General features: G+C 65.3%; 22 protein-coding genes. 15 read left to right on the top strand and 7 right to left on the bottom strand.

Annotated elements, in window-relative coordinates; genetic code table 11:
- Positions 1–2: 2 nt before the first annotated feature.
- Positions 3–1,031, bottom strand: coding sequence for a uroporphyrinogen decarboxylase (gene hemE / locus ACTXGA_RS16400; RefSeq protein ID WP_443395486.1), 1,029 nt, complete (start codon positions 1,029–1,031; stop codon positions 3–5).
- 129 nt (positions 1,032–1,160) lie between these two features.
- Here hemE and hemC point away from each other — a divergent pair, with 129 nt between their 5' ends.
- Together hemC and ACTXGA_RS16390 are read left to right on the top strand one after the other, a co-directional pair.
- Entirely contained in the window at positions 1,161–2,123 is a 963-nt protein-coding gene (gene hemC / locus ACTXGA_RS16395) for a hydroxymethylbilane synthase (protein WP_443395484.1), read from the top strand.
- A 159-nt stretch (positions 2,124–2,282) separates the two neighbouring features.
- Entirely contained in the window at positions 2,283–3,140 is an 858-nt protein-coding gene (locus ACTXGA_RS16390) for a DUF2189 domain-containing protein (RefSeq protein WP_443395482.1), read from the top strand.
- Positions 3,141–3,308: 168 nt separating this feature from the next.
- On the opposite strand, the gene ACTXGA_RS16385 is transcribed toward ACTXGA_RS16390, so the two are convergent.
- Both ACTXGA_RS16385 and ACTXGA_RS16380 read right to left on the bottom strand, forming a co-directional pair.
- Positions 3,309–4,292, bottom strand: coding sequence for an NAD(P)H-quinone oxidoreductase (locus ACTXGA_RS16385; RefSeq protein ID WP_443395592.1), 984 nt, complete (start codon positions 4,290–4,292; stop codon positions 3,309–3,311).
- Positions 4,293–4,371: 79 nt separating this feature from the next.
- The gene (locus ACTXGA_RS16380; RefSeq protein ID WP_443395480.1) at positions 4,372–5,049 is read right to left on the bottom strand and encodes a COQ9 family protein; all 678 of its coding nucleotides are present in this window, start codon (positions 5,047–5,049) and stop codon (positions 4,372–4,374) included.
- A 177-nt stretch (positions 5,050–5,226) separates the two neighbouring features.
- On the opposite strand from ACTXGA_RS16380, the gene rpsU reads away from it, so the two are divergent.
- Both rpsU and ACTXGA_RS16370 read left to right on the top strand, forming a co-directional pair.
- Positions 5,227–5,433, top strand: coding sequence for a 30S ribosomal protein S21 (gene rpsU / locus ACTXGA_RS16375; RefSeq protein WP_005614280.1), 207 nt, complete (start codon positions 5,227–5,229; stop codon positions 5,431–5,433).
- Positions 5,434–5,585: 152 nt separating this feature from the next.
- Entirely contained in the window at positions 5,586–7,337 is a 1,752-nt protein-coding gene (locus tag ACTXGA_RS16370; RefSeq protein WP_443395478.1) for an alpha/beta hydrolase, read from the top strand.
- A gap of 54 nt (positions 7,338–7,391) precedes the next feature.
- On the opposite strand, the gene ACTXGA_RS16365 is transcribed toward ACTXGA_RS16370, so the two are convergent.
- A complete protein-coding gene (locus ACTXGA_RS16365) occupies positions 7,392–8,873 on the bottom strand; it encodes a D-alanyl-D-alanine carboxypeptidase family protein (protein WP_443395476.1) in 1,482 nt (493 codons plus the stop codon).
- A 279-nt stretch (positions 8,874–9,152) separates the two neighbouring features.
- Positions 9,153–9,851 carry an HAD family hydrolase gene (locus tag ACTXGA_RS16360; RefSeq protein WP_443395474.1) on the bottom strand — a complete coding sequence of 233 codons (699 nt, stop codon included), beginning with the start codon at positions 9,849–9,851 and terminating at the stop codon, positions 9,153–9,155.
- Positions 9,852–9,974: 123 nt separating this feature from the next.
- Between ACTXGA_RS16360 and clpS the strand changes: the two genes are divergently transcribed.
- From clpS to ACTXGA_RS16335, 5 genes are all read left to right on the top strand, one after another.
- Positions 9,975–10,301: an ATP-dependent Clp protease adapter ClpS gene (gene clpS / locus ACTXGA_RS16355; protein WP_443395590.1), complete on the top strand. Its 327-nt coding sequence runs from the start codon at positions 9,975–9,977 to the stop codon at positions 10,299–10,301.
- A 24-nt stretch (positions 10,302–10,325) separates the two neighbouring features.
- The gene (locus tag ACTXGA_RS16350; RefSeq protein WP_443395472.1) at positions 10,326–11,309 is read left to right on the top strand and encodes a class I SAM-dependent methyltransferase; all 984 of its coding nucleotides are present in this window, start codon (positions 10,326–10,328) and stop codon (positions 11,307–11,309) included.
- Between the two features lie 40 nt (positions 11,310–11,349).
- Positions 11,350–12,150 carry an SDR family NAD(P)-dependent oxidoreductase gene (locus ACTXGA_RS16345; RefSeq protein WP_443395470.1) on the top strand — a complete coding sequence of 267 codons (801 nt, stop codon included), beginning with the start codon at positions 11,350–11,352 and terminating at the stop codon, positions 12,148–12,150.
- Positions 12,151–12,221: 71 nt separating this feature from the next.
- Positions 12,222–13,103, top strand: coding sequence for an oxygen-dependent coproporphyrinogen oxidase (gene hemF / locus ACTXGA_RS16340; RefSeq protein WP_443395468.1), 882 nt, complete (start codon positions 12,222–12,224; stop codon positions 13,101–13,103).
- 183 nt (positions 13,104–13,286) lie between these two features.
- Complete coding sequence (locus ACTXGA_RS16335; RefSeq protein WP_443395466.1) at positions 13,287–13,751, top strand: SRPBCC family protein; 465 nt, start codon at positions 13,287–13,289, stop codon at positions 13,749–13,751.
- 21 nt (positions 13,752–13,772) lie between these two features.
- On the opposite strand, the gene ACTXGA_RS16330 is transcribed toward ACTXGA_RS16335, so the two are convergent.
- Positions 13,773–14,408 carry a pseudouridine synthase gene (locus ACTXGA_RS16330; protein ID WP_443395464.1) on the bottom strand — a complete coding sequence of 212 codons (636 nt, stop codon included), beginning with the start codon at positions 14,406–14,408 and terminating at the stop codon, positions 13,773–13,775.
- Complete coding sequence (locus ACTXGA_RS16325; RefSeq protein ID WP_443395462.1) at positions 14,405–14,854, bottom strand: nucleoside deaminase; 450 nt, start codon at positions 14,852–14,854, stop codon at positions 14,405–14,407. Before ACTXGA_RS16325 ends, ACTXGA_RS16330 begins: the two co-directional genes overlap by 4 nt.
- An 88-nt stretch (positions 14,855–14,942) precedes the next feature.
- On the opposite strand from ACTXGA_RS16325, the gene ACTXGA_RS16320 reads away from it, so the two are divergent.
- From ACTXGA_RS16320 to ACTXGA_RS16295, 6 genes are all read left to right on the top strand, one after another.
- The gene (locus tag ACTXGA_RS16320) at positions 14,943–15,767 is read left to right on the top strand and encodes a pseudouridine synthase (RefSeq protein WP_443395460.1); all 825 of its coding nucleotides are present in this window, start codon (positions 14,943–14,945) and stop codon (positions 15,765–15,767) included.
- Positions 15,768–15,871: 104 nt separating this feature from the next.
- On the top strand, positions 15,872–16,069 hold the full coding sequence (locus ACTXGA_RS16315; RefSeq protein WP_443395458.1) for a hypothetical protein: 198 nt from the start codon (positions 15,872–15,874) through the stop codon (positions 16,067–16,069).
- Between the two features lie 10 nt (positions 16,070–16,079).
- The gene (locus tag ACTXGA_RS16310) at positions 16,080–16,919 is read left to right on the top strand and encodes a hypothetical protein (protein WP_443395456.1); all 840 of its coding nucleotides are present in this window, start codon (positions 16,080–16,082) and stop codon (positions 16,917–16,919) included.
- 189 nt (positions 16,920–17,108) lie between these two features.
- The gene (locus ACTXGA_RS16305; RefSeq protein ID WP_443395454.1) at positions 17,109–18,017 is read left to right on the top strand and encodes a 5-bromo-4-chloroindolyl phosphate hydrolysis family protein; all 909 of its coding nucleotides are present in this window, start codon (positions 17,109–17,111) and stop codon (positions 18,015–18,017) included.
- Between the two features lie 19 nt (positions 18,018–18,036).
- Positions 18,037–19,218, top strand: coding sequence for a toxic anion resistance protein (locus tag ACTXGA_RS16300; RefSeq protein ID WP_443395452.1), 1,182 nt, complete (start codon positions 18,037–18,039; stop codon positions 19,216–19,218).
- Between the two features lie 2 nt (positions 19,219–19,220).
- Positions 19,221–20,192: a DUF2927 domain-containing protein gene (locus ACTXGA_RS16295; protein WP_443395450.1), complete on the top strand. Its 972-nt coding sequence runs from the start codon at positions 19,221–19,223 to the stop codon at positions 20,190–20,192.
- The last annotated feature ends 139 nt before the right edge of the window (positions 20,193–20,331 follow it).

Raw genomic sequence — 20,331 nt, 5'->3', positions numbered from 1 at the left:
CCTCAGCCCCCGCGCACCGTGTCGATCATCAGCTGCACGTTTTCGGGATCGGCGTCCGGCGTGATGCCGTGGCCGAGGTTGAAGATATGCGGCCCGCCCGAAAAGGCATCGACCACGCGGCGGGTTTCGCGCACGAGGTCGTCGCCGCCGGTCACCATGTGCGACGAGGCAAGGTTGCCCTGCACACAGCCGGCGGGCTGGACATGTTCCGCCGCCCATTCCGGCGTCACGCTGTCATCCAGCGCCACGCAATCGGCGCCGGTGGCGGCGTGGAAGCCCACGTATTTGTCGCCCGCCTGACGTGGGAAGGCGATGACCGGAATGCCCGGATGCCGGCTTTTCAATTCCTGCGTGATGGTACGCGCAGGCGCGGTGCAATAGCGGTCGAAATCCTCGCCCTGCAGCGACCCGGCCCAGCTGTCAAAGATCTTGACCACTTCGGCGCCCGCCTTCACCTGCTCGGACAGGTAGTCGATGGTCGCCTCCGTCAGACGGTCGATGATCTGCTCGAACAGCGCGCGGTTCTCTGCCTTCAGCGCATGCGCCGGGCCCTGATCCTTGGTCCCCTTGCCGGCGATCATGTAGGTCGCCACGGTCCAGGGCGCGCCTGCAAAGCCGATCAGAGTCGTCTCGGACGGCAGCGCGGTCGAGAGGTTGCGCACCGTCTGGTAAACCGGGTTCAGCGTGTCGTGGATCATCTCGCCCCGACCCAGCTTGTCGAAATCGGCCTGAGAGGTGATCGTGGACAGGCGCGGCCCCTCACCGGTGACGAACCACAGGTCCATGCCCAGCGCCTGCGGCAAGAGCAGGATGTCGGCAAACAGGATCGCCGCGTCAAAGCCATAACGGCGGATCGGCTGCAGCGTGACCTCGGTGGCAAGCTCCGGGTTGTAGCACAGCGACAGGAAATCCCCGGCCTCGGCCCGCGTCGCCTTGTACTCGGGCAGATAACGGCCCGCCTGCCGCATCATCCAGATCGGCGGGGTGGGCAGCGTTTCGCCCGCAAGGGCGCGCAGGATCGTCTTGGTCATTGGGGTCCTCCTGATCGTGGGCCTTGGTCCGACGCGGGCGGCGCGGTGTCAAGCCATCGACAATAGCGCGGATGCCGCAGGGGTCCCGCCGAAAGGACGTTTTCTTTCGTCGCGCTGCGCGGTAATCGAATGGGCATGACAGATTTGCCCTCGCCCTCCGCCCCGCTGAAACTTGGCACCCGTGGCTCTCCGCTGGCCCTTGCGCAGGCGCATGAGACGCGCAACCGGCTGGCCACCGCCTTTGACCTGCCCGGCGAGGCCTTCGAGATCGTGGTGATCAAGACGACGGGCGATGACCGCACGCTGATCGACGCAGACCGCCCGCTGAAAGAGATCGGCAACAAGGGCCTGTTCACGAAAGAGATCGAAGAGGCGCTGCTGTCGGGAGCCATCGACATCGCCGTGCATTCGATGAAGGACATGCCCACGGAACAGCCCGACGGGCTGGTGCTGGAATGCTACCTGCCGCGTGAAGACGTGCGCGACGCCTTCATCTGCCCGGCGCATGGCGCGCTGGCGGATCTGCCTGCGGGGGCGGTGGTAGGAACCTCCTCGCTGCGGCGGCGGGCACAACTGCTGCACCGGCGGCCCGATCTGACGGTGGTGGAGTTCCGCGGAAACCTTCAGACCCGGCTGAAAAAGCTGGGCGACGGCGTGGCCACGGCGACATTCCTTGCCTGCGCGGGGCTGAACCGCCTCGGCATGACCGAGGTGCCCGCAGCCCCCATCGCACCCGAGGACATGCTGCCCGCTGTTGCGCAGGGCGCCATCGGCATCGAACGGCGTATGGACGATGCGCGCGCCCAGACCATGCTGGCGGCGATCCACGACACGCCAACCGGCCTGCGCCTGGCCGCCGAACGGGCCTTTCTGGCCGCTTTGGACGGCTCCTGCGAAACGCCCATCGCGGCGCTGGCAGAGCTTGAGGGCGACAGCCTGCGCCTGCGCGGCGAGATCCTGAAAACCGATGGCTCCGCGGCCTTTGCCGACGAGATCAGCGGCCCCGTGACCGAGGGGGCAGCTCTGGGCAAACGGCTTGCCGCCGACCTGCTGGACCGCGCCGGACCGGGCTTTTTCGCGCACCGCGCCTGATCCCGCCACGCGGGCAGACGACCGCCTCGCGACAGGTTGATAGGCCGCGCGCCGGATTCGTGCTACCTTTTGACGCAGAGCGCATCTGGCCGGAGTGTCAATCCGCGCAATGATCTCCTCCGGACGGGTGCGACAGCACACACCAAAAGGAGAAGACGCATGGCCCAGACAATCGGAAACCCAGGAACATGGCTGGCCGGGGCGCTCGGCCTCGCGGGGCGCCATGCAGCGGAATCGACCCAAAGGCTCGGCGGAGACGAGGCCGAAGCCCCGCCGCAGACCCGGACACTGACCACCGCGGACCTGCGCGATGCTCTGTCCGCCGGATGGCAGGATTTTCAGGCCTGCCGCACGGACGTGATGTTCATCGTGCTGCTCTACCCCGTGATCGGCCTGATCCTTGCCGTCGCGGCCCTGAACTTGAACCTGATCCCGCTGATTTTCCCGCTCATCGCGGGCTTTGCCCTGCTTGGCCCGGTCTCCGCCGTCGGCGTCTATGAGATCAGCCGCCGCCGCGAGGCCGGGGAAGACATCGGCCTGCTATCGGCGCTGAAGGTGGTGGAACGGCCGCGTTTTGCCTCTGTCGTCGTGCTGGGCATCTACCTCGCCACGGTCTTCTGCCTGTGGATGGTGGTCGCCGGGCACCTCTACGGTGCCACGATGGGACCAGAGGCACCCGCCTCCATCGGGGCCTTCCTCAACGACGCGCTGACCACCGGCGCGGGACTGACGATGATCGTGCTTGGCTGCGCCATCGGCTTTGTCTTTGCGCTGGCCGTGCTGGCGACCTCCGTGGTCGCCTTTCCGCTGCTGCTGGACCGGCGCGTCGGCCTGCCGGTCGCCGTGCTGACCTCGATCCGGGTCACCCGCGAAAATCCACGCGTGATCCTGACATGGGGCGCGATCGTCGCCGCCGGACTGGTCATCGGCAGCCTGCCCTTCCTCCTCGGCCTGGTCATCGTGCTGCCCGTTCTGGGGCACGCCACCTGGCACCTTTATCGCCGCGCCGTGGTCTGATCGGAAATGGAATGAAGGGGCGTTGCCCCCTCTTGGCCCTGACGGGCCAATTCACCCCCGCGTATTGGAAAAGAGAAGAAGCCCGAAGACACCGCCCTGCTTCTTCTCTTTGAAAATATCGCCGGGGGAGGCGCGCGGAACGCGCGGCGGGGGCAGCGCCCCCTTCCTTCAGCTGACCCTGAGGACGATCTTGCCGATATGGCCAGAGCTTTCCATCCGCGCATGGGCGGCGGCGGCCTCGTCCAGCGCAAACTCGCTGTCCATGACCGGCGCGATCTTGCCTGCGTCCAGCAGCGGCCAGACATTGGCCTTCAGCGCCTCGGCGATGCGGGCCTTGGCGACCACGCTTTGCGGGCGCAGGGTGCTGCCGGTGATGGTCAGGCGTTTCACCATGACCATGGCGAAGTTCAACTCCACCTTCGGCCCTTGCAAAAACGCGATCTGCACCAGCCGCCCGTCCTGCGCCAGTGTCTTGACGTTGCGCGGCAGGTAGTCCCCGCCCACCATGTCGAGGATCAGGTCGGCGCCGCCTTCGGCCTTCATCACGTCGGTGAAGTCCTCTTCGCGGTAGTTGATGGCGCGTTCTGCGCCAAGGTCGGTGCAGGCCTTGCACTTCTCCGCCGATCCGGCGGTGGCAAAGACCCGCGCGCCAAAGTGATGCGCCAGTTGGATCGCCGTGGTTCCGATTCCGCTGGAGCCGCCATGTACCAGGAACCGCTCTCCGGCCTGCAGGTCGCCGCGCTGAAACACGTTCGACCAGACGGTGAAGAAGGTTTCCGGCAGGCAGGCGGCCTCTTTCATGCCCATGCCCTGCGGCACCGGCAGGCAATGGGCGGCGGGGGTCGCCACGTATTCGGCGTAGCCGCCGCCGGGCAGCAAGGCGCAGACTTTGTCGCCCAGCGAGAGATTGTCCACATCCGCGCCCAGCGCCACGACCTCGCCCGAGGCCTCCAGCCCCGGCAGGTCAGAGGCGTCCGGCGGCGGTGCGTAGCTGCCCGCGCGTTGCAGCGCATCGGGGCGGTTGACCCCGGCATAGGCCACCCGCAGGACCACCTCGCCCGCGCCGGGCCGTGGCACCGGACGGGTCGTGGGCTGCAGAACCTCGGGGCCGCCCGGCTGCGTGATCTCGATGGCGCGCATGGTTTCCGGCATGGATGTCGACATCGCTGAACCTCCCTGTTTCGGCTGTGGTAGCAAGCTGCGAGGGGCGGGCAAAGCGGTTTCGCGCGTCTCAGCGCGGCGCAGAGGCTCCGCCGGGCAGGTCATCCCCGGACTGCGGCGCCCTGACCCGTTCGAGGATTTTGGCCGGTCCCGCCATCAGCCCGCTCAGCAAGCGGTTGTCGCGGACCTGTGCCTTGAACTTTTCAAAGCGCATCACGTCTTCGATACGACGGTCGAGAAAGTCCCAGGTGGCCTCGTTCTGCAGCGAGTCGTCGCCCAGCCAGTAGAGCACCGTTGAGGAATAGACACCCGACAGTGTCGCCCGCTTGGTGTACCAGTTGAAATCGCGCGAGGTATCGCCCAGCGCAGTCCAGATCGCGTCCGACGTGCCCCAGATCAGCCGCGCGCCATCGGCGGCATAGGGCGGCAGCGCAAAGAGCGTGCTGCCCCGGCGCACCGCCTCGCGGTCCTCTGCCGCCTCGATCCGGGCGCGCACGGCAAAGGCGACCCGGTCGCGAAAGCGCATTTCTGACAGGTCTGTCTCTGCCAGCCGGGCCAGCATCTGCGCGTCGCCCTGTTTGTGATAGGCCACGGCCAGATCCACTGCGCCGCGCGGGAACAGCCCGCGTGCAACAACCGGGTCGACATCCGCATCGGCCACGGCGGCGCGGAAGGTCTGCTCGGACCAGCCGTCAAAGGGCACATGGCCAAGGGCGGCCCCCAGAATTCGTTCGGCAGTGTCGCGCATCTCTGGCATCCTCCGTCTGTCCTGTGCCTAGTGTAGCGCGATTCCCGGCAGGTTCGACCGGCTTTCCCGCCGCAGGGATCCCCGCCCGAAACCGTGTGGACAAGACCGGGTTGGCTTGTTATACGGCCAATTCCTGCAATCCATGCAACTCAAACCTAGAAAGGTGGTGACAACCACATGCAGGTCAGTGTTCGCGACAACAATGTCGATCAGGCGCTCCGCGCCCTGAAGAAAAAGCTGCAGCGCGAAGGCGTTTTCCGCGAAATGAAGCTCAAGCAACATTTCGAGAAGCCGTCCGAGAAGAAAGCCCGTGAAAAGGCCGAGGCGATTCGCCGCGCCCGCAAGCTGGCGCGCAAAAAGGCCCAGCGCGAAGGGCTGCTGTAAGCGACCGAACGCACTTTGAGTCATCGAACCCCTGCGGCCCGCCCGCGGGGGTTTTTCTTTTTCACACGGGTGTTCAGGGATTCCCCACCTTGCCGTAACCGGCACAGGCTTCATAATCCGGAGGACCCGATGTCTCTTGAGGTGACTCTATGATGACCGCCCTGTCCCGATCCATGATCGTTCTTGCCTGCACCGTGCTGGCCGCCGTTCCCGTGCCCGGCAGGGCGCAGGATATCAGCCGCGTCATCGCGCTGGAATCGCTGGCGGTCACGGACCCGTTCCAGGCGCTGCAACAGGTCGACATCGCCATGAGCGATCCAAGGGTCTTGGGCACCCCGCCCGAGATGCGGATCCTTGTGGACCTCATGCAGATGCGGGCCGACCTGCTGGACGGGCTTGGCTATGTGCAGGCCAGCGACGCTTGGGCAGATCTGGCGCGCACCCGCGCCTTTGCCCGTGAACGGCTGGGCGAGGATCCGGTGCCGGCCTATCTGCGCGCCGCCAAGATCTACGAGGCGCAGGGCGCGCTGGGGTCCGCCCGCACGATGATCGAGGCCGCCATCGCCGCCGAGACAGAGACCGCGCGGGACGATGACCTGCTGCAGGAACTCTATGAGGATCTGGCCCGGCTGGCGACGCTGATGGGCGATGCCGCAGGTGCCGCCAAGGCGCGCGCCATGGTCGAGGTGCTGGATGCGCCAGAGCTGGAAACCGCGCTGGATCCGTCGAACGGCAAGGGTTTCCGCGCCATCGAAGTCTTTTACGCCACGGACCGCGCCCGCTCTGGCGTCTCGCATCCGGCGCGCTTCTATGGCGCGGACCGGGGCGACCGGCTGGAACTGGGCATCGCCACGGTGACGATCCCCGACAGCCATGTGGCCGGTCAGGTCGAAAGGCCGTCGGTCTGGCGGCTGGAATTCCGCGCCTCTGAATCAAAGCACGTCCTGCTGCAATCCGTGCAGCCGGTCGATCCGGACAGCTTTTTCGGCAAGTTGCAGGATGAATTCTCGGAGGATGCGGGCCGCGAGTTGATGCTGTTCATCCACGGCTACAACACCAGCTTTGAATATGCCGCGCAGCGCACCGCGCAGATGGTGCATGACATGGGCAATGGCACCGTGCCGGTCCTGTTCTCCTGGCCATCGCGCGACACCACGATGGGGTACAATGCCGATGCCGCGGTCGTGCGCCTGTCCGGGCGGCGGCTGGCGCTGTTCATTGAGGATCTGGTGCTGCGCTCCGGCGCGCGGTCGATCAATGTGGTGGCGCATTCGATGGGCAACCGTGCCCTGACCGACGCGCTGGAGATCATGGCGCTGAAGCGTGACGCCCGACCCGGCGATCAGCCGGTGCTGGATCAGGTGATGTTTGCCGCGCCGGACGTGGACGCCGACCTGTTCGCCGCAATGGCCAATACCTTTTCACCGCTGGCGCGGCGCATGACGCTCTATGCCTCGTCAACCGACTGGGCGCTGGTCTCGTCGCGCAAGCTGCACGGGTCTTCCCCCCGCGCCGGACTGGGCGGCTCCGTGCTGCTGGCCAGCCGCGCCTTTGACAGCATCGACATGTCCACGCTGGGCGACGACATGCTGGCGCACAACTACTTCTCGAACGACAGTTCGGCGCTGGTCGATATGATGACGCTGTTCTGGCAGGACGTGCCGCCGGATCGGCGCTGCGGCCTTGTCGCGCGCGAGAAGGACCGGGGCACGATCTACGAATACCGCGAGGGCGTCTGCCCGTCGAACGACATGATCGGGGTGCTGTCAAACCTGCACACCCGCCACCTGAGCAGCAGCGAGGAAATCCACCTGCTGGTCGCCAGCCTGCTGAACGATCAGAGCCGGGCGGAACGGGTCCTGTCCGTTCTGGACGCGATCCTCGAAGCGATCCAGCAGCGCTGATCCGGGGCGATCAACAGGCCCGCGCCACGCGCTGGCCCGTTGTTATGGCGGTGATCAGCTTGGCCCGACCATGAAGCAGGTCATCTGCCGGGCCTGCAGGCGGCTGCAGGCCAGTTCCGCGCTGTCACGGGTCATGCCCATGAAGGTCGCGTCATAGCCGGTCTTGCCCCGAACCACCTTGCGCAGGGCGCCGTCCAGAGTGGCGGTTTCGGCAAGCGCGGTCTTCAGCAGCACCTTCTCGGCGGAGAATTCACTGGGGAAGCGGCCGATATTGATGCCCCAGTGCCGCCCGCCCGAGGTCGACAGTCGTGTGACCACCTCTGCCTTGCGCTCCGGCGTCGGTTTGTCCTGATAGGCAATGGTGGCGTTGACCACGTTCGCGGGCCGCGGCACCGGCTTGACCGAAGCGGCGGGCGCGATGCCAGCCACAAGCGGCGCGGCGGTGGTGTTCGACACCAGCGCGACCTCTTTCAACTCCCGTTCCAGATCCCTGCCGATCATCGCCACCAGCGGCGCGATCTCATCCGGATCCGGCGTCTGCACCCGGCGGGCCACTGGCCGCAGGCTGCGGGTGACGGCGGCAGAGGCGACGCGAATCGACTTGGCCCGCGTACCGGGCTGCGGATCGGGCGTGTTGGCCACGACGATCCCGCCTGCGCCCGCGCCTTTGCCAAGGTATGGCGGCATCTTGGGCTTGCGCGCGTTGGTCCAGGATGGTGCCTTCTTGAACCCAAGGTCCAGCAGTTCGGCGACGCGCGCGTTGCGCGACGCGGTGGACCGACCGCCAAAGACCGTGGCGATGACCCGCTCCTGCCCGCGTTCGGCAGAGGCGACAAGGTTGAAGCCCGCCGCGCGGGTATAGCCGGTCTTGATCCCGTCGGCGCCCTTGTAGGAGTTCAGCATGCGCGAGTTGGTGTGGTAGACCTTGGCCACCCCGGCATCCGCCGTCTTGCGCGAGAACAGGTTATAATACTGATCGTAGTCATAGATCATGTGCCGACCCAGGATCGACATGTCCCGCGCGGTGGACAGGTGGCCGCTTTCGGTCAGCCCGTGCGCGTTCTTGAAGGTGGTCCGGTTCATGCCCATCGCCTTGGCGGTGCGGTTCATGCGGCGGGCAAAGGCGGCCTCTGATCCTTCGATGGCCTCGGCGATGGCGGTTGCGGCGTCATTGGCGGATTTCACGGCAGCGGCGCGAACAAGGTAGCGCAGCTTGATCTCCTGGCCCGGACGCAGGCCCAGCTTGGACGGTTCCTCGGACGCGGCCTTGCGCGATACGGTCACGAGGGTGTCCATACTGATCTCACCGTGCTGCACCGCCTCGAAGGCGATGTAGAGCGTCATCATCTTGGTCAGGGATGCGGGATGCAGCCGGGTGTCGGCATTCTGCGCGTGGTAGACCTTACCATTGCGCGCATCCATCACCAAAGCGGCATAGGGGGCTGCTGCGACGCTGAGCGGCAGCAACACCACCAGCCAGACACAGATTAATAGATGCAGGCCGAATCGGCCTGACTGCGGACGACGTCCCGTCACGATACACTGCCTTTCTGCCTCGTCCCCCCGGTTTTCCGGTTAGGGTTCTTGCTCTTGTCCCGCCCCATCTTGAAGGAGGCGTGGTTAACTTCAGATTAACACAGAGCCTACATCAAGAGAAGCCAGCAAAACTTTGATATTCATCAATTTTCACAAAAACCACACGGCAACATCTTGGGGAAACCCCGTGACCACCCCCAAGACCAGCCAATAAGGCGGGATTGTGGCGAAATATGGCAGGATTGTGGCGACTCAACGGCGCTTTCGGATCATCCGGTATCAGCCGATTTCGGCGATGAGTCCCGGCAGGTCGCCAAGGTCGTGCAATTCGCGGTAGCGCGGGGCATCCGGCGTGTCGGCATGTTCCAGCGCCCAGGCAAGGTCATGCGGCACCATTACGCCCCATGCCCCGGCCTGAATCGCGGGCACCACGTCGGATTTCATCGAATTGCCGACCATCATGGCGCGCTCTGCCCCGCCGTCGAAGGCCCCGAAGATGCGGGCATAGGTTTCCGGCTGCTTGTCGGAGACGATCTCGACCGCGTCGAACAGCTCACCCAGCCCGGATTGCGCCAGCTTGCGCTCCTGATGCAGCAAGTCGCCCTTGGTGATCAGAACGACGCGGTGCCGGTCAGAGGCGGCCTCGACCGCCTCGCGCGCATGTGGCAGCAACTCGATCGGGTGGGCCAGCATATCGCGCCCCGCCGCCATCAGTTCAGAGATCACGGAGGCCGGAACCCGGCCCTCTGTCACCTCGATCGCGGTCTCGATCATCGACAGGACGAATCCCTTCACCCCGAAGCCATAGTGGCCGATATTGCGCTTTTCCGCCTCAATCAGGCGTTCGGCCAGATGGTCCTTTTCCGCGTGATCGCTGAGCAGATCGGTGAATCTTTCCTGTGTCAGCACGAAAAAGCGTTCGTTGTGCCACAGGGTATCGTCAGCATCGAAACCGATTGTTTGCAGATTCGCCGTCATTCTGTAATAGCCGGAACGGCCCCCTTTTCGATACCCGTGGATAGACTATATAAACGGGCCAAACACCTAATACCAAGGTTCCGATCGCCCCCCATGACAGACGCCTTTTCGACATCGACCGTCATGATGACCGGCAGCTTCCCCGACGACGGTGAGGGGGACGCCGGTGTCGCTGTCCAGACAAAGGCCAGGACCAAGCGCCCGCCGCTCTACAAGGTGCTGCTGCTGAACGACGACTACACGCCGATGGAATTCGTCGTGCATGTGCTGGAACGGTTCTTTGGCATGACCCATGCACAGGCGTTCGAGGTCATGCTGACCGTCCACAAGAAAGGTGTCGCCGTGGTCGGTGTCTTCAGCCACGAAATCGCAGAGACCAAGGTGGGGCAGGTGATGGATTTCGCCCGCCGTCATCAGCATCCCCTGCAATGCACGATGGAGAAAGAATAGGCGCGCGTCGCCGGTTCCCCCCGCATGTCCCAGGATCGCCTCTCCTACGCCCTCGCCACCGGCGGCCTCGTGCTGCCCGATACCGGCCGTGTCGCCCTGATCGGTGCCCCGGCGGATACACCTCTTGATGCGCTGGACCCGGCGCGCGTGGAGGTGGTGCAAGGCTTTGCCCCCGACCATGCCGCTTGGCAGCAGCGCGGTGTCGATGTCGCGACACAGGCAACCGGCCCATATGCCGCCGCCATCGTGACCCTGCCCCGCGCCCGCGATCTGGCGGAGGATCGCATCGCCCGGGCCAGCGCGCTGGCCGATCTGGTGATCGTCGACGGCGCCAAGACCGACGGGATAGAGGCCATCGCAAAGGCCCTGCGTGGACGGTTGAGCATCGACGGTCAGGTGTCGAAGGCGCATGGCAAATGCCTCTGGTTCAAGGGCGGCGCGGATCTGTCGGACTGGCTGCGCGCGCCCCGGACCCTGCCGGGCGGTGAAATCACGGCGCCCGGTGTTTTCTCGGCCGATGGGCCCGATCCTGCCTCCGTGGCGCTGGCCGCGGCACTGCCGGACACGCTGAAGGGGCGGTTTGCCGACCTTGGCGCGGGCTGGGGCTGGCTGTCGAACCGGATCCTGACCCGCGAAGACGTCAAGGAGCTGCACCTCGTCGAGGCGGACAAGGCCGCGCTGGACTGTGCGCGGCAGAACGTGTCTGACCCGCGCGCCGCGTTCCACTGGGACGATGCCACCACGTGGACCCCGCCGCAGGCGCTGGACGGGGTCATCATGAACCCGCCTTTCCATCAGGGGCGCAAGGCCGATCCGCAGCTTGGCCGCGCCTTCATCGCCTCCGCCGCCCGCATCCTTGCGCCGCACGGACAGCTCTGGCTTGTGGCGAACCGTCACCTGCCCTATGAGACCGCCCTTGCCGAGTCGTTCCGGGACACCTCCGAAATCGGCGGCGACTCGCGCTTCAAGATCCTGCACGCCGCGCGGCCCACTCGCCAGCGGCGCTGAACCGGTCTAGCCTGACCGGACAACCGCAAGAGGTCCTCCTATGAGCTTCTCTATCGAAGGCAAGACCGCCATCGTCACCGGCGCCGCCAATGGCGTGGGTCTCGCCATCGCGCGACATTTCGCCAACAAGGGCGCCAATGTCATGCTGGCCGACATGGACGAACCGAACCTCGCCAAGGAATGCGGCGAAACCACGGATGAAAGCACCATCCGCTATTTTGCCGGCGACCTGCGCGAACGCCTGACCATGGCCAACCTGCTGTCCGCGACGCTGGACGCCTTTGACCGGGTCGATATCCTTGTGAACGGGTCGCGCCAGTTGCTGACCTCGGATCCGCTGGATGTCGAGGATGATACCGTCGAACAGCTGCTGTCGCAGAACCTGATGACCGCCTATCGCATGACGCAACTGGTGGCCCGCCGGATGATCAAGCAGGCCGAAGGGCAGGAAGAGGGACAGGTCGGCGCCATCGTCAACCTGTCGTCGATCGCCGCGCGCCGCACCCATCCCGAACTGCTGGGCTATTCCGTCTCCTGCGCCGCATTGGACCAGATGACGCGCTCCATGGCCGTCGGTCTTGCGCCGCATCGCATCCGGGTGAACGCGGTCTCTTTTGGCTCTGTCATGTCGTCCAGCCTCAAGGACACGCTGCGCGAACACAAAAGCTATCGTTCCGACATCGAGGAACACACCCCGCTGGGCCGCATCGCGGCCCCCGGCGAACTGGCCGAGGCGGTGCAGTTCCTGTCCTGCGACGGCGCGGGATTCGTCACCGGCCAGATCATGACGGTCGACGGCGGGCGCACCCTGCTGGACCCGGTGCAGGCGCCCGCACACTAACGCGCAGACTTGCACATGCGCCCCGCCTGTGCTGAGTGGCCTGCGGGTCAACACGGGCGGGAGGACACCACATGATGGACACCGAAAAGGCACGCGCCAGCGCATGGTTCCGGGAGTTGCGCGACCAGATCGTCGCCGCCTTCGAGGGGCTGGAAGACAGCCACGCCACAGGCCCCTTCGCCGACATGACCCCTGGCCGCTTCGACGTGACCGAAACGAAACGCGCCTCTGACGATGGCTCCGACGCGGGCGGCGGATTGATGAGCGTCATGCGCGGCGGCCGCGTCTTTGAAAAGGTCGGCGTCAACGTCTCCACCGTTTACGGCACGCTGGGCGAGGCCGCGCAAAAGGCGATGGCGGCGCGCGGCGTTCCGGGGATCGAGGCGGATCCGCGCTTCTGGGCCTCGGGCATCAGCCTTGTCGCCCATATGCAGAACCCGCATTGCCCCGCCGTCCACATGAACACCCGCATGTTCTGGACCCCCGGCGCATGGTGGTTCGGCGGCGGGTCGGACCTGAACCCCTGCCTCGAATACGATGAGGACACCGCCCATTTCCACGCCACGCAAAAGGCGCATCTGGACCCGCACGAAGAGAGCCTCTACCCGGAGCTGAAGGCCTGGGCGGATGAGTATTTCTACATCCCGCACCGCCACCGGGCGCGCGGCGTCGGCGGCATCTTCATGGATGACCGCAACACAGGCGACTGGGAGGCGGATTTTGCCCTGACACAGGACATCGGCCGCGCCTTTCTGCCCGCCTATCTGCCGCTGGTGGAAAAGCGCCGCGTGCAGGAATTCACAGAGGCGGACAAGGACGCGCAACTGGTCCATCGCGGGCTCTACGCGGAATACAACCTTGTTTACGACCGCGGCACCAAGTTCGGCCTTGCCACCGGGCACGACGCCAACGCTGTGCTGATGAGCCTGCCACCGCTGGCCAAGTGGGTCTGACGCAAGCCATCGGCCAAAACCCGCCCAAGCCCTAGACAAGCCCGGATCAAGCCCTGCACCAAACCCTTGAAAAAGGGTGGGAAAGCGCCTTTATCTGCTGCGCTTGGCCGGTGATTCTGGTCGCCTCCGAACGGCACGCCCGTTCGCGCCCCATGGCCCCGGCCCCATCACTTGGGGCTACACTTGGATACCTTTGACATCGACACCTCCGCACCGGCCATCGGCCGTGCGGATATTGCAATCGACGCCCCCATCCGGGCGGTCTGGTCGGTCCTTGCCGACCTTGCCGACTGGCCGGAATGGAACAGCGGCGTGGACTGGATCAGCAACCGCGTCCCTGCACAGCGCGGCACCTGTTTCGAATGGCGCGCGGGCGGCCTGACCCTGCAATCGCGGCTCGAAGCCGTCTCTGAACCCTACCTCTTGGGCTGGAGCACATCCGGCCCGCTGTTCAAGGCGCGCCATGTCATCCTGCTGGATGACCGCCGCCCGGTGACGCGGGTGCGGGCGGATACCTCTTTCCGCGGCACCTACCCGGGGCTGCTGCCCGGACATGCCCGGCGTCGGATCGAACATCACCTGACGCAGACGCTGGCGGATCTGAAAGGGGTTTGCGAAGGCAAGCGGCCGATGCGGCGCGCGGCCTGACGGATCACGGCGCCGGGCGGATCAGGCGTCCCGCCACTTGCCCGGTGCCAGCCCGTCCAGCGTCCACTCTCCCACCGACCAGCGCACCAGCCGCAGACAGGGCAGGCCCACATGGGCCGTCATCCGGCGCACCTGACGGTTGCGCCCTTCGGTGATGGTCAGGCGCAGCCAGGCATCGGGCACCGATTTGCGGAACCTGACGGGCGGATCGCGTTCCCACAGGTCCGGCGCGGCAATCGCCTCACATTTGGCGGGGCGGGTCGGCCCGTCCTTCAGCGTGACGCCCTCGCGCAGCTGCTGGATCTGCGCCTCTGTCGGCGTGCCTTCGACCTGCACCAGATAGGTTTTGGGCTCGCGGAAGCGCGGGTTGGAAATCGCCGCCTGCACCTTGCCGTCATTGGTCAGGATCAGCAGCCCCTCGCTGTCGCGGTCCAGCCGTCCGGCCGGATAGACGCCCGGCACGTCGATATACTCCGACAGGGTCGCGCGCGGGCTGTCCTCGTTTCCCTTGTCGGTGAACTGGGTCAGCACACCGTAGGGCTTGTTCAACAGGATGATCCGGCGCGGGCCATCCTGCGGTTTCGGGCCGGTTCGCGGCTTGCCGCGGTGATGCGGGCGTTTGGGCCGCGCGGGGCCTGCGGGTCTGGGCGATTTCATCGGCGGGCCTCGAAAAACTCTTTCAGCAAGCGCGCGGCCTCCGGTTCGGACAGGCCGTCATAAACCTCGGGTACGTGATGGCATTGCGGGTGCGAGAAAACCTTCGCCCCCTGCGCCACGCCGCCGGACTTCGGGTCTGCCGCGCCATAATACAGCCGGGCGATCCGCGCAAAGGATATCGCCGCCGCGCACATCGGGCAGGGTTCCAGCGTGACGTACAGATCGTGCCCTGGCAGCCGTTCCGCCCCCGATGCGGTACAGGCGGCGCGGATGGCCAGTATTTCTGCATGCGCAGTGGGATCATTCAGCTCGCGGGTGCGGTTGCCCGCCTGCGCGATCACCTCTCCCGAGGGAGACACCACAACCGCACCCACCGGCACCTCTCCCCGGTCCGCCGCCGCGCGCGCCTCTGTCAGCGCCAGATCCATGTATGACCGGAAACTCATGGCGCTTGTTAGCGCGGCACGCCCGCCGGGAAAAGCGCGGAACGCAAAGGCCCTTTCGCCCTGCCCCGCCCCCGCGCTAAAGGAAACCATGAGCACAGAGACACCCAAGGGCGAGCGAATCGCCAAGGTCATCGCCCGGTCGGGCCGCGCCAGCCGCCGCGAGGCAGAACGCCTGATCGAGGAAGGCCGCGTCACCGTCAACGGGGAAACGATCACCCGCGCCGCGCTGAACGTGACGCCGCAGGACAAGGTGACCGTCGACGGCAAGCCGCTCGACGCGCCGGAGGAACCGCGCCTGTGGCTGTATCACAAGCCCACGGGCCTTGTGACCACCACCAAGGACGAACAGGGCCGCCCGACGATCTACGACGACCTGCCCGAGGAACTGCCCCGCGTGATGAGCGTCGGTCGGCTCGACCTCAATTCCGAGGGGCTCTTGCTGCTGACCAATGACGGCGGGGTAAAGCGCAAGCTGGAACTGCCCTCCACCGGCTGGCTGCGCAAATATCGCGTGCGTGTGAACGGACGCCCCACCGACGAGACCCTGGCCCCGCTGCGCGAGGGGATCGAGGTGGACGGCCAGAAATTCCAGCCCATGCAGGTCAGCATCGACCGCCAGCAGGGCGCCAACGCCTGGCTGACCGTGGGCCTGCGCGAAGGCAAGAACCGCGAGGTGCGCCGCGCGATGAGTGACATCGGCCTCACGGTGAACCGACTGATCCGCGTCTCTTACGGCCCCTTCCAGCTGGGCCAGATGAAACCGGGCGAAGTGCAGGAGGTGCGCCGCAAGATCCTGCGCGACCAGCTGGGCCTTGACCCAACGACAACCGAGGGCGGCACCGCCACCAAGGACAAATCAGGCAAGCCAAAGCCCCGCGTGCAACGCCGACGACGCCCCAGCGGAAAAAGCTGATAGAGCCCCCAGAACGGCCAAAAACGTTCACGGTTCATTAACTTTTCTTGCTTTTTCCCGGTGTTTGCCCCGTTTTTGCCCGTTTTCGCGGCAAAAACGTCCATATGGTGACAACTTTCATAGCCCTATCGATTCTGCTCGCCTCCGCTCTCGTGGTGCTGGTCAGCCTGCGTATGATCCTCTGGGACACCTATACGGCGGTGACGGACTACGCGCGCCGCAGCCGGGACAGCGGTCAGTTGTGGCGCCACCTCGCGTTCTTTGCGCTGTGGATGATGATCTTTGTCATGAGTTACACGTAAGGGGTCTGCGATGGGACGCGGGATCAAAGCTGTTGAGAACTCGATCGTCGGACTCGAAGGTCCCCCGACGGATCGGCATCAGTTCGATTCCGGGCTGAACTTCATGTTCCTCGCGGCCTTCCCGCTGCTGCTCTGGGTGTTCGAAGACAGCTTTGCCGCCATTGCGACGGCGGTGGCTCTGGGCTGGGTCCTGTCGCTGGCGCTGCGCCTGATTTCGGTCGGGCAACAAATCCATCACAACTATGACCGCGCCGATGTGGCCCGCGCGCCCAAGGTCCCGCGCAAGCTGATCGGCTCGCTCCTGATCGGGGCGGTCGTTCTGGTCCTTGCCGGGCACAAGTTCGACAATCTCACACTGCCGGCTCTGGCAGGCGGTCTGGCCATCCTGCTCAGCATCGGCGCCTTTGGTCTGGACCCACGCCACGACAAGGGCACCGAAAAGGCACGCGAACGGGCGATTCTGGCGATGGCAGAGGACGCCATGGCCGAACTGGCCGACCGGGTCGCCGCGCTGGACGATGCCGAACTGACCCTGCGTGTCGAAGCCGCCCGCAATCAGGTCCTGCGCCCGATGCGGCGCAGCGTCGACGACCTGACCACCATGAGCCGCGTGGCGCGCCCGGTGAGCAAGGTGACCGAACTGCTGACGGTCGAGGTTTCCCGGCTGGAAACCGCGTGGCAGGGCGATGGACATGTCTTTGCCCGTCGTCGTTTCCTTGCCAAGCTCGAGGTCCTGTCGGAAAGCTTTGAAATGCTGGCGCGCCAATGCGGTATTCGCGGCGCCCGCGACGCGTTTGAGCGGCAGGCCGACCTGCTTCTTGACCGCATGCCCCGCGAATCCGCCGCCTGAGCCTGAGCGACGGGACTTCCCCCTAGCAAGTGCAGCATTTTGCCCTTAAGTTTTGCCCCAAGAGCGCAACTCTGCGCGGTTCCGGGGGGTCGATATGTCTGGCAACGCCTTGCAGAAGGTGAGTTATGTCCTGCTGATCGTGCTGCTTTTCGGAGTGGCCACCGGCTGGCTGGGGGGGCTCTGAACCCCATGGCACAGCGATACGGCGGAAAATTCAGCCCCGACGGGGCATCGGGTGACGCCCCGGAAGAGCGTCCGACCCACGCGGACCGTCCCGCCTACAAGGGCGCGCGCGTTGCACCTGCGGGGGCGCGCTCCAATGTCCTCTTCGCCCCCGGCATCGTGCTGGCTGTCCTGTCGATCAACGACGGCGCCATCGGCATGGCGGCAGGCCTTGTGGGGGCTGCGGCCCTGTTGCTGGGCGCGTGGCTGCTGCGCGACGGGCTAAAGGCCGAAGCCGCCTTTCATGACCGCAAGGTAGCGCGCCGCCCCGCCATCCCGCGCAAGATCCTCGCCGCGCTTTTTTGCGCCGTCGGCGCGGGCATTGCCGCATGGCGGTCCGAACCCGGCTTTCTTGCACCGCTGATCTTTGGTGGCGCGGCTGGCGTTCTGCACATCGGCGCCTTTGGCATCGACCCGATGAAAGACAAGGGCATGGAAGGCATCGACACCTTTCAGCAGGACCGCGTGGCCAAGGTTGTGGATGAGGCCGAAAGCTATCTGTCCGCCATGGCCGACGCCGTGCGCCGCGCCGGTGATCGCCGCGTCGAAGGCCGCGTCGAACGCTTTTCCACCAAGGTGCGTGAGATGATCCGCACCGTCGAGGAAGACCCGCGCGACCTTGTCGGCGCCAAGAAATTCCTCAGCGTTTATCTGATGGGCGCACGTGACGCGACGGTGAAATTCGCCGATGTCTACGCCCGGTCCAACGATCACGCCGCGCGCAGCGACTACCTGATGCTGCTGACCGATCTCGAAGAAAGCTTTGACAAGAAGATCGACAAGCTGCTGTCCGACAACAACGAAGATCTGAACATTGAAATCGAGGTGCTGCGCGATCGCTTGCAGCGCGAAGGTGTGCATCTCGACAGGAGATGACTTTTGAACGGGAGATCCCATGTCTGAGAACGTACGTCAGCAAGCCGAAAAGGCGCTTGCCATGGTCGATGAAGTGAATGCCGTCATTCTGCCCGAACCGGCAGAGGCCAACGCCGTTGTGCCGCTCAAGGAAGCTCCGGCAGAGCTGAGTTCCGAAATCCGCACCCGGATGGACGAACTGGACATGGAAGACACCAACTCCATCGTTTCCTTTGGCTCCGCCGCGCAGGCCGAACTGCAGGAAATCAGCCAGGCCATGCTGAGCGACGTGCGCAACAAGGACGTCGGCCCGGCTGGCGACTCCTTGCGCAACATCGTGACCACCATCCGCGGCTTCAGCGTGTCCGAACTGGACGTCCGCCGCGAACGCAGCTGGTGGGAAAAACTGCTGGGCCGCGCTGCGCCCTTCGCCAAGTTCACCGCCCGGTTCGAAACCGTGCAGGGCCAGATCGACAAGGTCACCGACGATCTCCTGAAGCATGAGCACAAGCTGCTCAAGGACATCAAGTCGCTGGACCTGCTCTATGAAAAGACGCTGCAGTTCTACGATGAGCTGGCGCTTTACATTGCCGCCGGCGAGGCCAAGCTCGAAGAGATGGACACCGGCATCATTCCCGCCAAGGAAGCCGAAGTTCAGGCAGCGCCCGAAAATGACGCGGTGATGAAGGCGCAGGAGCTGCGCGACATCCGCGCCGCGCGCGATGATCTGGAACGTCGTGTGCACGACCTGAAACTGACCCGTCAGGTCACCATGCAGTCGCTGCCCTCGATCCGTCTGGTGCAGGAAAACGACAAGTCGCTGGTGACCAAGATCAACTCGACGCTGGTCAACACAGTGCCGCTCTGGGAAACCCAGCTGGCGCAGGCGGTCACCATTCAGCGCTCCCGCGAGGCGGCAGAGGCCGTGCGCGGTGCCAATGACCTGACCAACGAACTCTTGACCTCGAACGCCGCCAACCTGCGCGACACCAACAAGGTGATCCGTCAGGAAATGGAACGCGGCGTCTTTGACATCGACGCGGTCAAACAGGCCAATGCCGACCTCATCGCCACGATCCAGGACAGCCTGCAGATCGCCGACGAAGGCAAGGCCCGCCGCGCCAAGGCCGAAGAAGAGCTCAAGCACATGGAAGCCGAACTGCGCGACACCTTGGCTGCGGCCAAGTCGCGCCGCGAGGCTGGCGGCTCGGTGCCGAACTGATCATGCGGGGCGGCCTCAGTATCCTTCTGGCCTGCGTGGCCGCCCTCGCCCTGTCGAGCTGTGTCGGGTCGCAACTTGCCCCGCGCAAGACGACCGTGAAACCAGAGGCGCGGCCCGCCGCGATCGCGCCGAAACCGGCGCCCGTGGTCCGGGCGGAACCCTCTGCCGCCAGCCGCGACCTGACCGCGTATTACGCCCGCATTCAGAGCGATCTGTTGACGCGCGGCCTGTTGCGCACCGATGGCGGCGGGCCCGACACCGTCTTTACGGACACGATGCTGGTGCGCAATTTCGCGGCCATCGCACTGGAAGAGGAATATGAACGCGGCGCGGGGCTGCGCCCCTCCGGCGGCGGTCAGAGCGCGATCAAGAAATGGACCGTGCCGATCCGCATGACGACGGAATTCGGCCCCGGCGTGCCCCTCGACCAGATCGAAGAGGACAAGCGGCAGGTCGCCTCTTATGCCGCGCGCCTGTCCCGTGTCACCGGCCACCCGATCACCATCACCGACCGGAATCCGAACTACCACGTGCTCTTCATGTCCGAAGATGACGCCAAGAGCATCGCCCCCCGCATCCGCCGCATCGTGCCGGATGTGAACCCCAACGCCATCCGCATCTTCGACAACCTGCCGCGCAGCATCCACTGCGTCGTGGTCGCCTTTTCGCAAAGCCCGGGCGGCTACGACTACGGCACCGCCATCGCCGTGATCCGCTCGGAACACCCCGCATTGCTGCGCCGCTCCTGCATCCATGAGGAACTGGCCCAGGGTCTTGGCCTTGGCAACGATTCGCCGCGCGCACGGCCCTCGATCTTCAACGACGACGACGAATTCGCGCTCCTGACCACCCATGACGAGATGCTGCTGCGGATTCTCTACGATTCAAGGCTGCAACCGGGCATGACCGCCGAACAGGCGCTGCCCATCGTGCAGGAGAAGGCGACGGAACTGATGGGCGGCGGTCCGGGCTGACCGTGATCGTGCGGACCGGGCAAATTCCCCAGCTTTCCCCCTGAACCTCCGCCCCCTCTTCTAATACGCTGGGAATGACGTATCCTGCCGCCAGCCACGCGCCTTGGCGCGCAGGACACAGCCAAGGCAAGCATTGGAG

It is taken from the genome of Antarctobacter jejuensis (genome assembly GCF_052266595.1).
Lineage (GTDB): Bacteria > Pseudomonadota > Alphaproteobacteria > Rhodobacterales > Rhodobacteraceae > Antarctobacter > Antarctobacter jejuensis.
The sequence above is the reverse complement of the archived record's forward strand: the minus strand, read 5'-3'. Positions and strand labels throughout refer to the sequence as shown.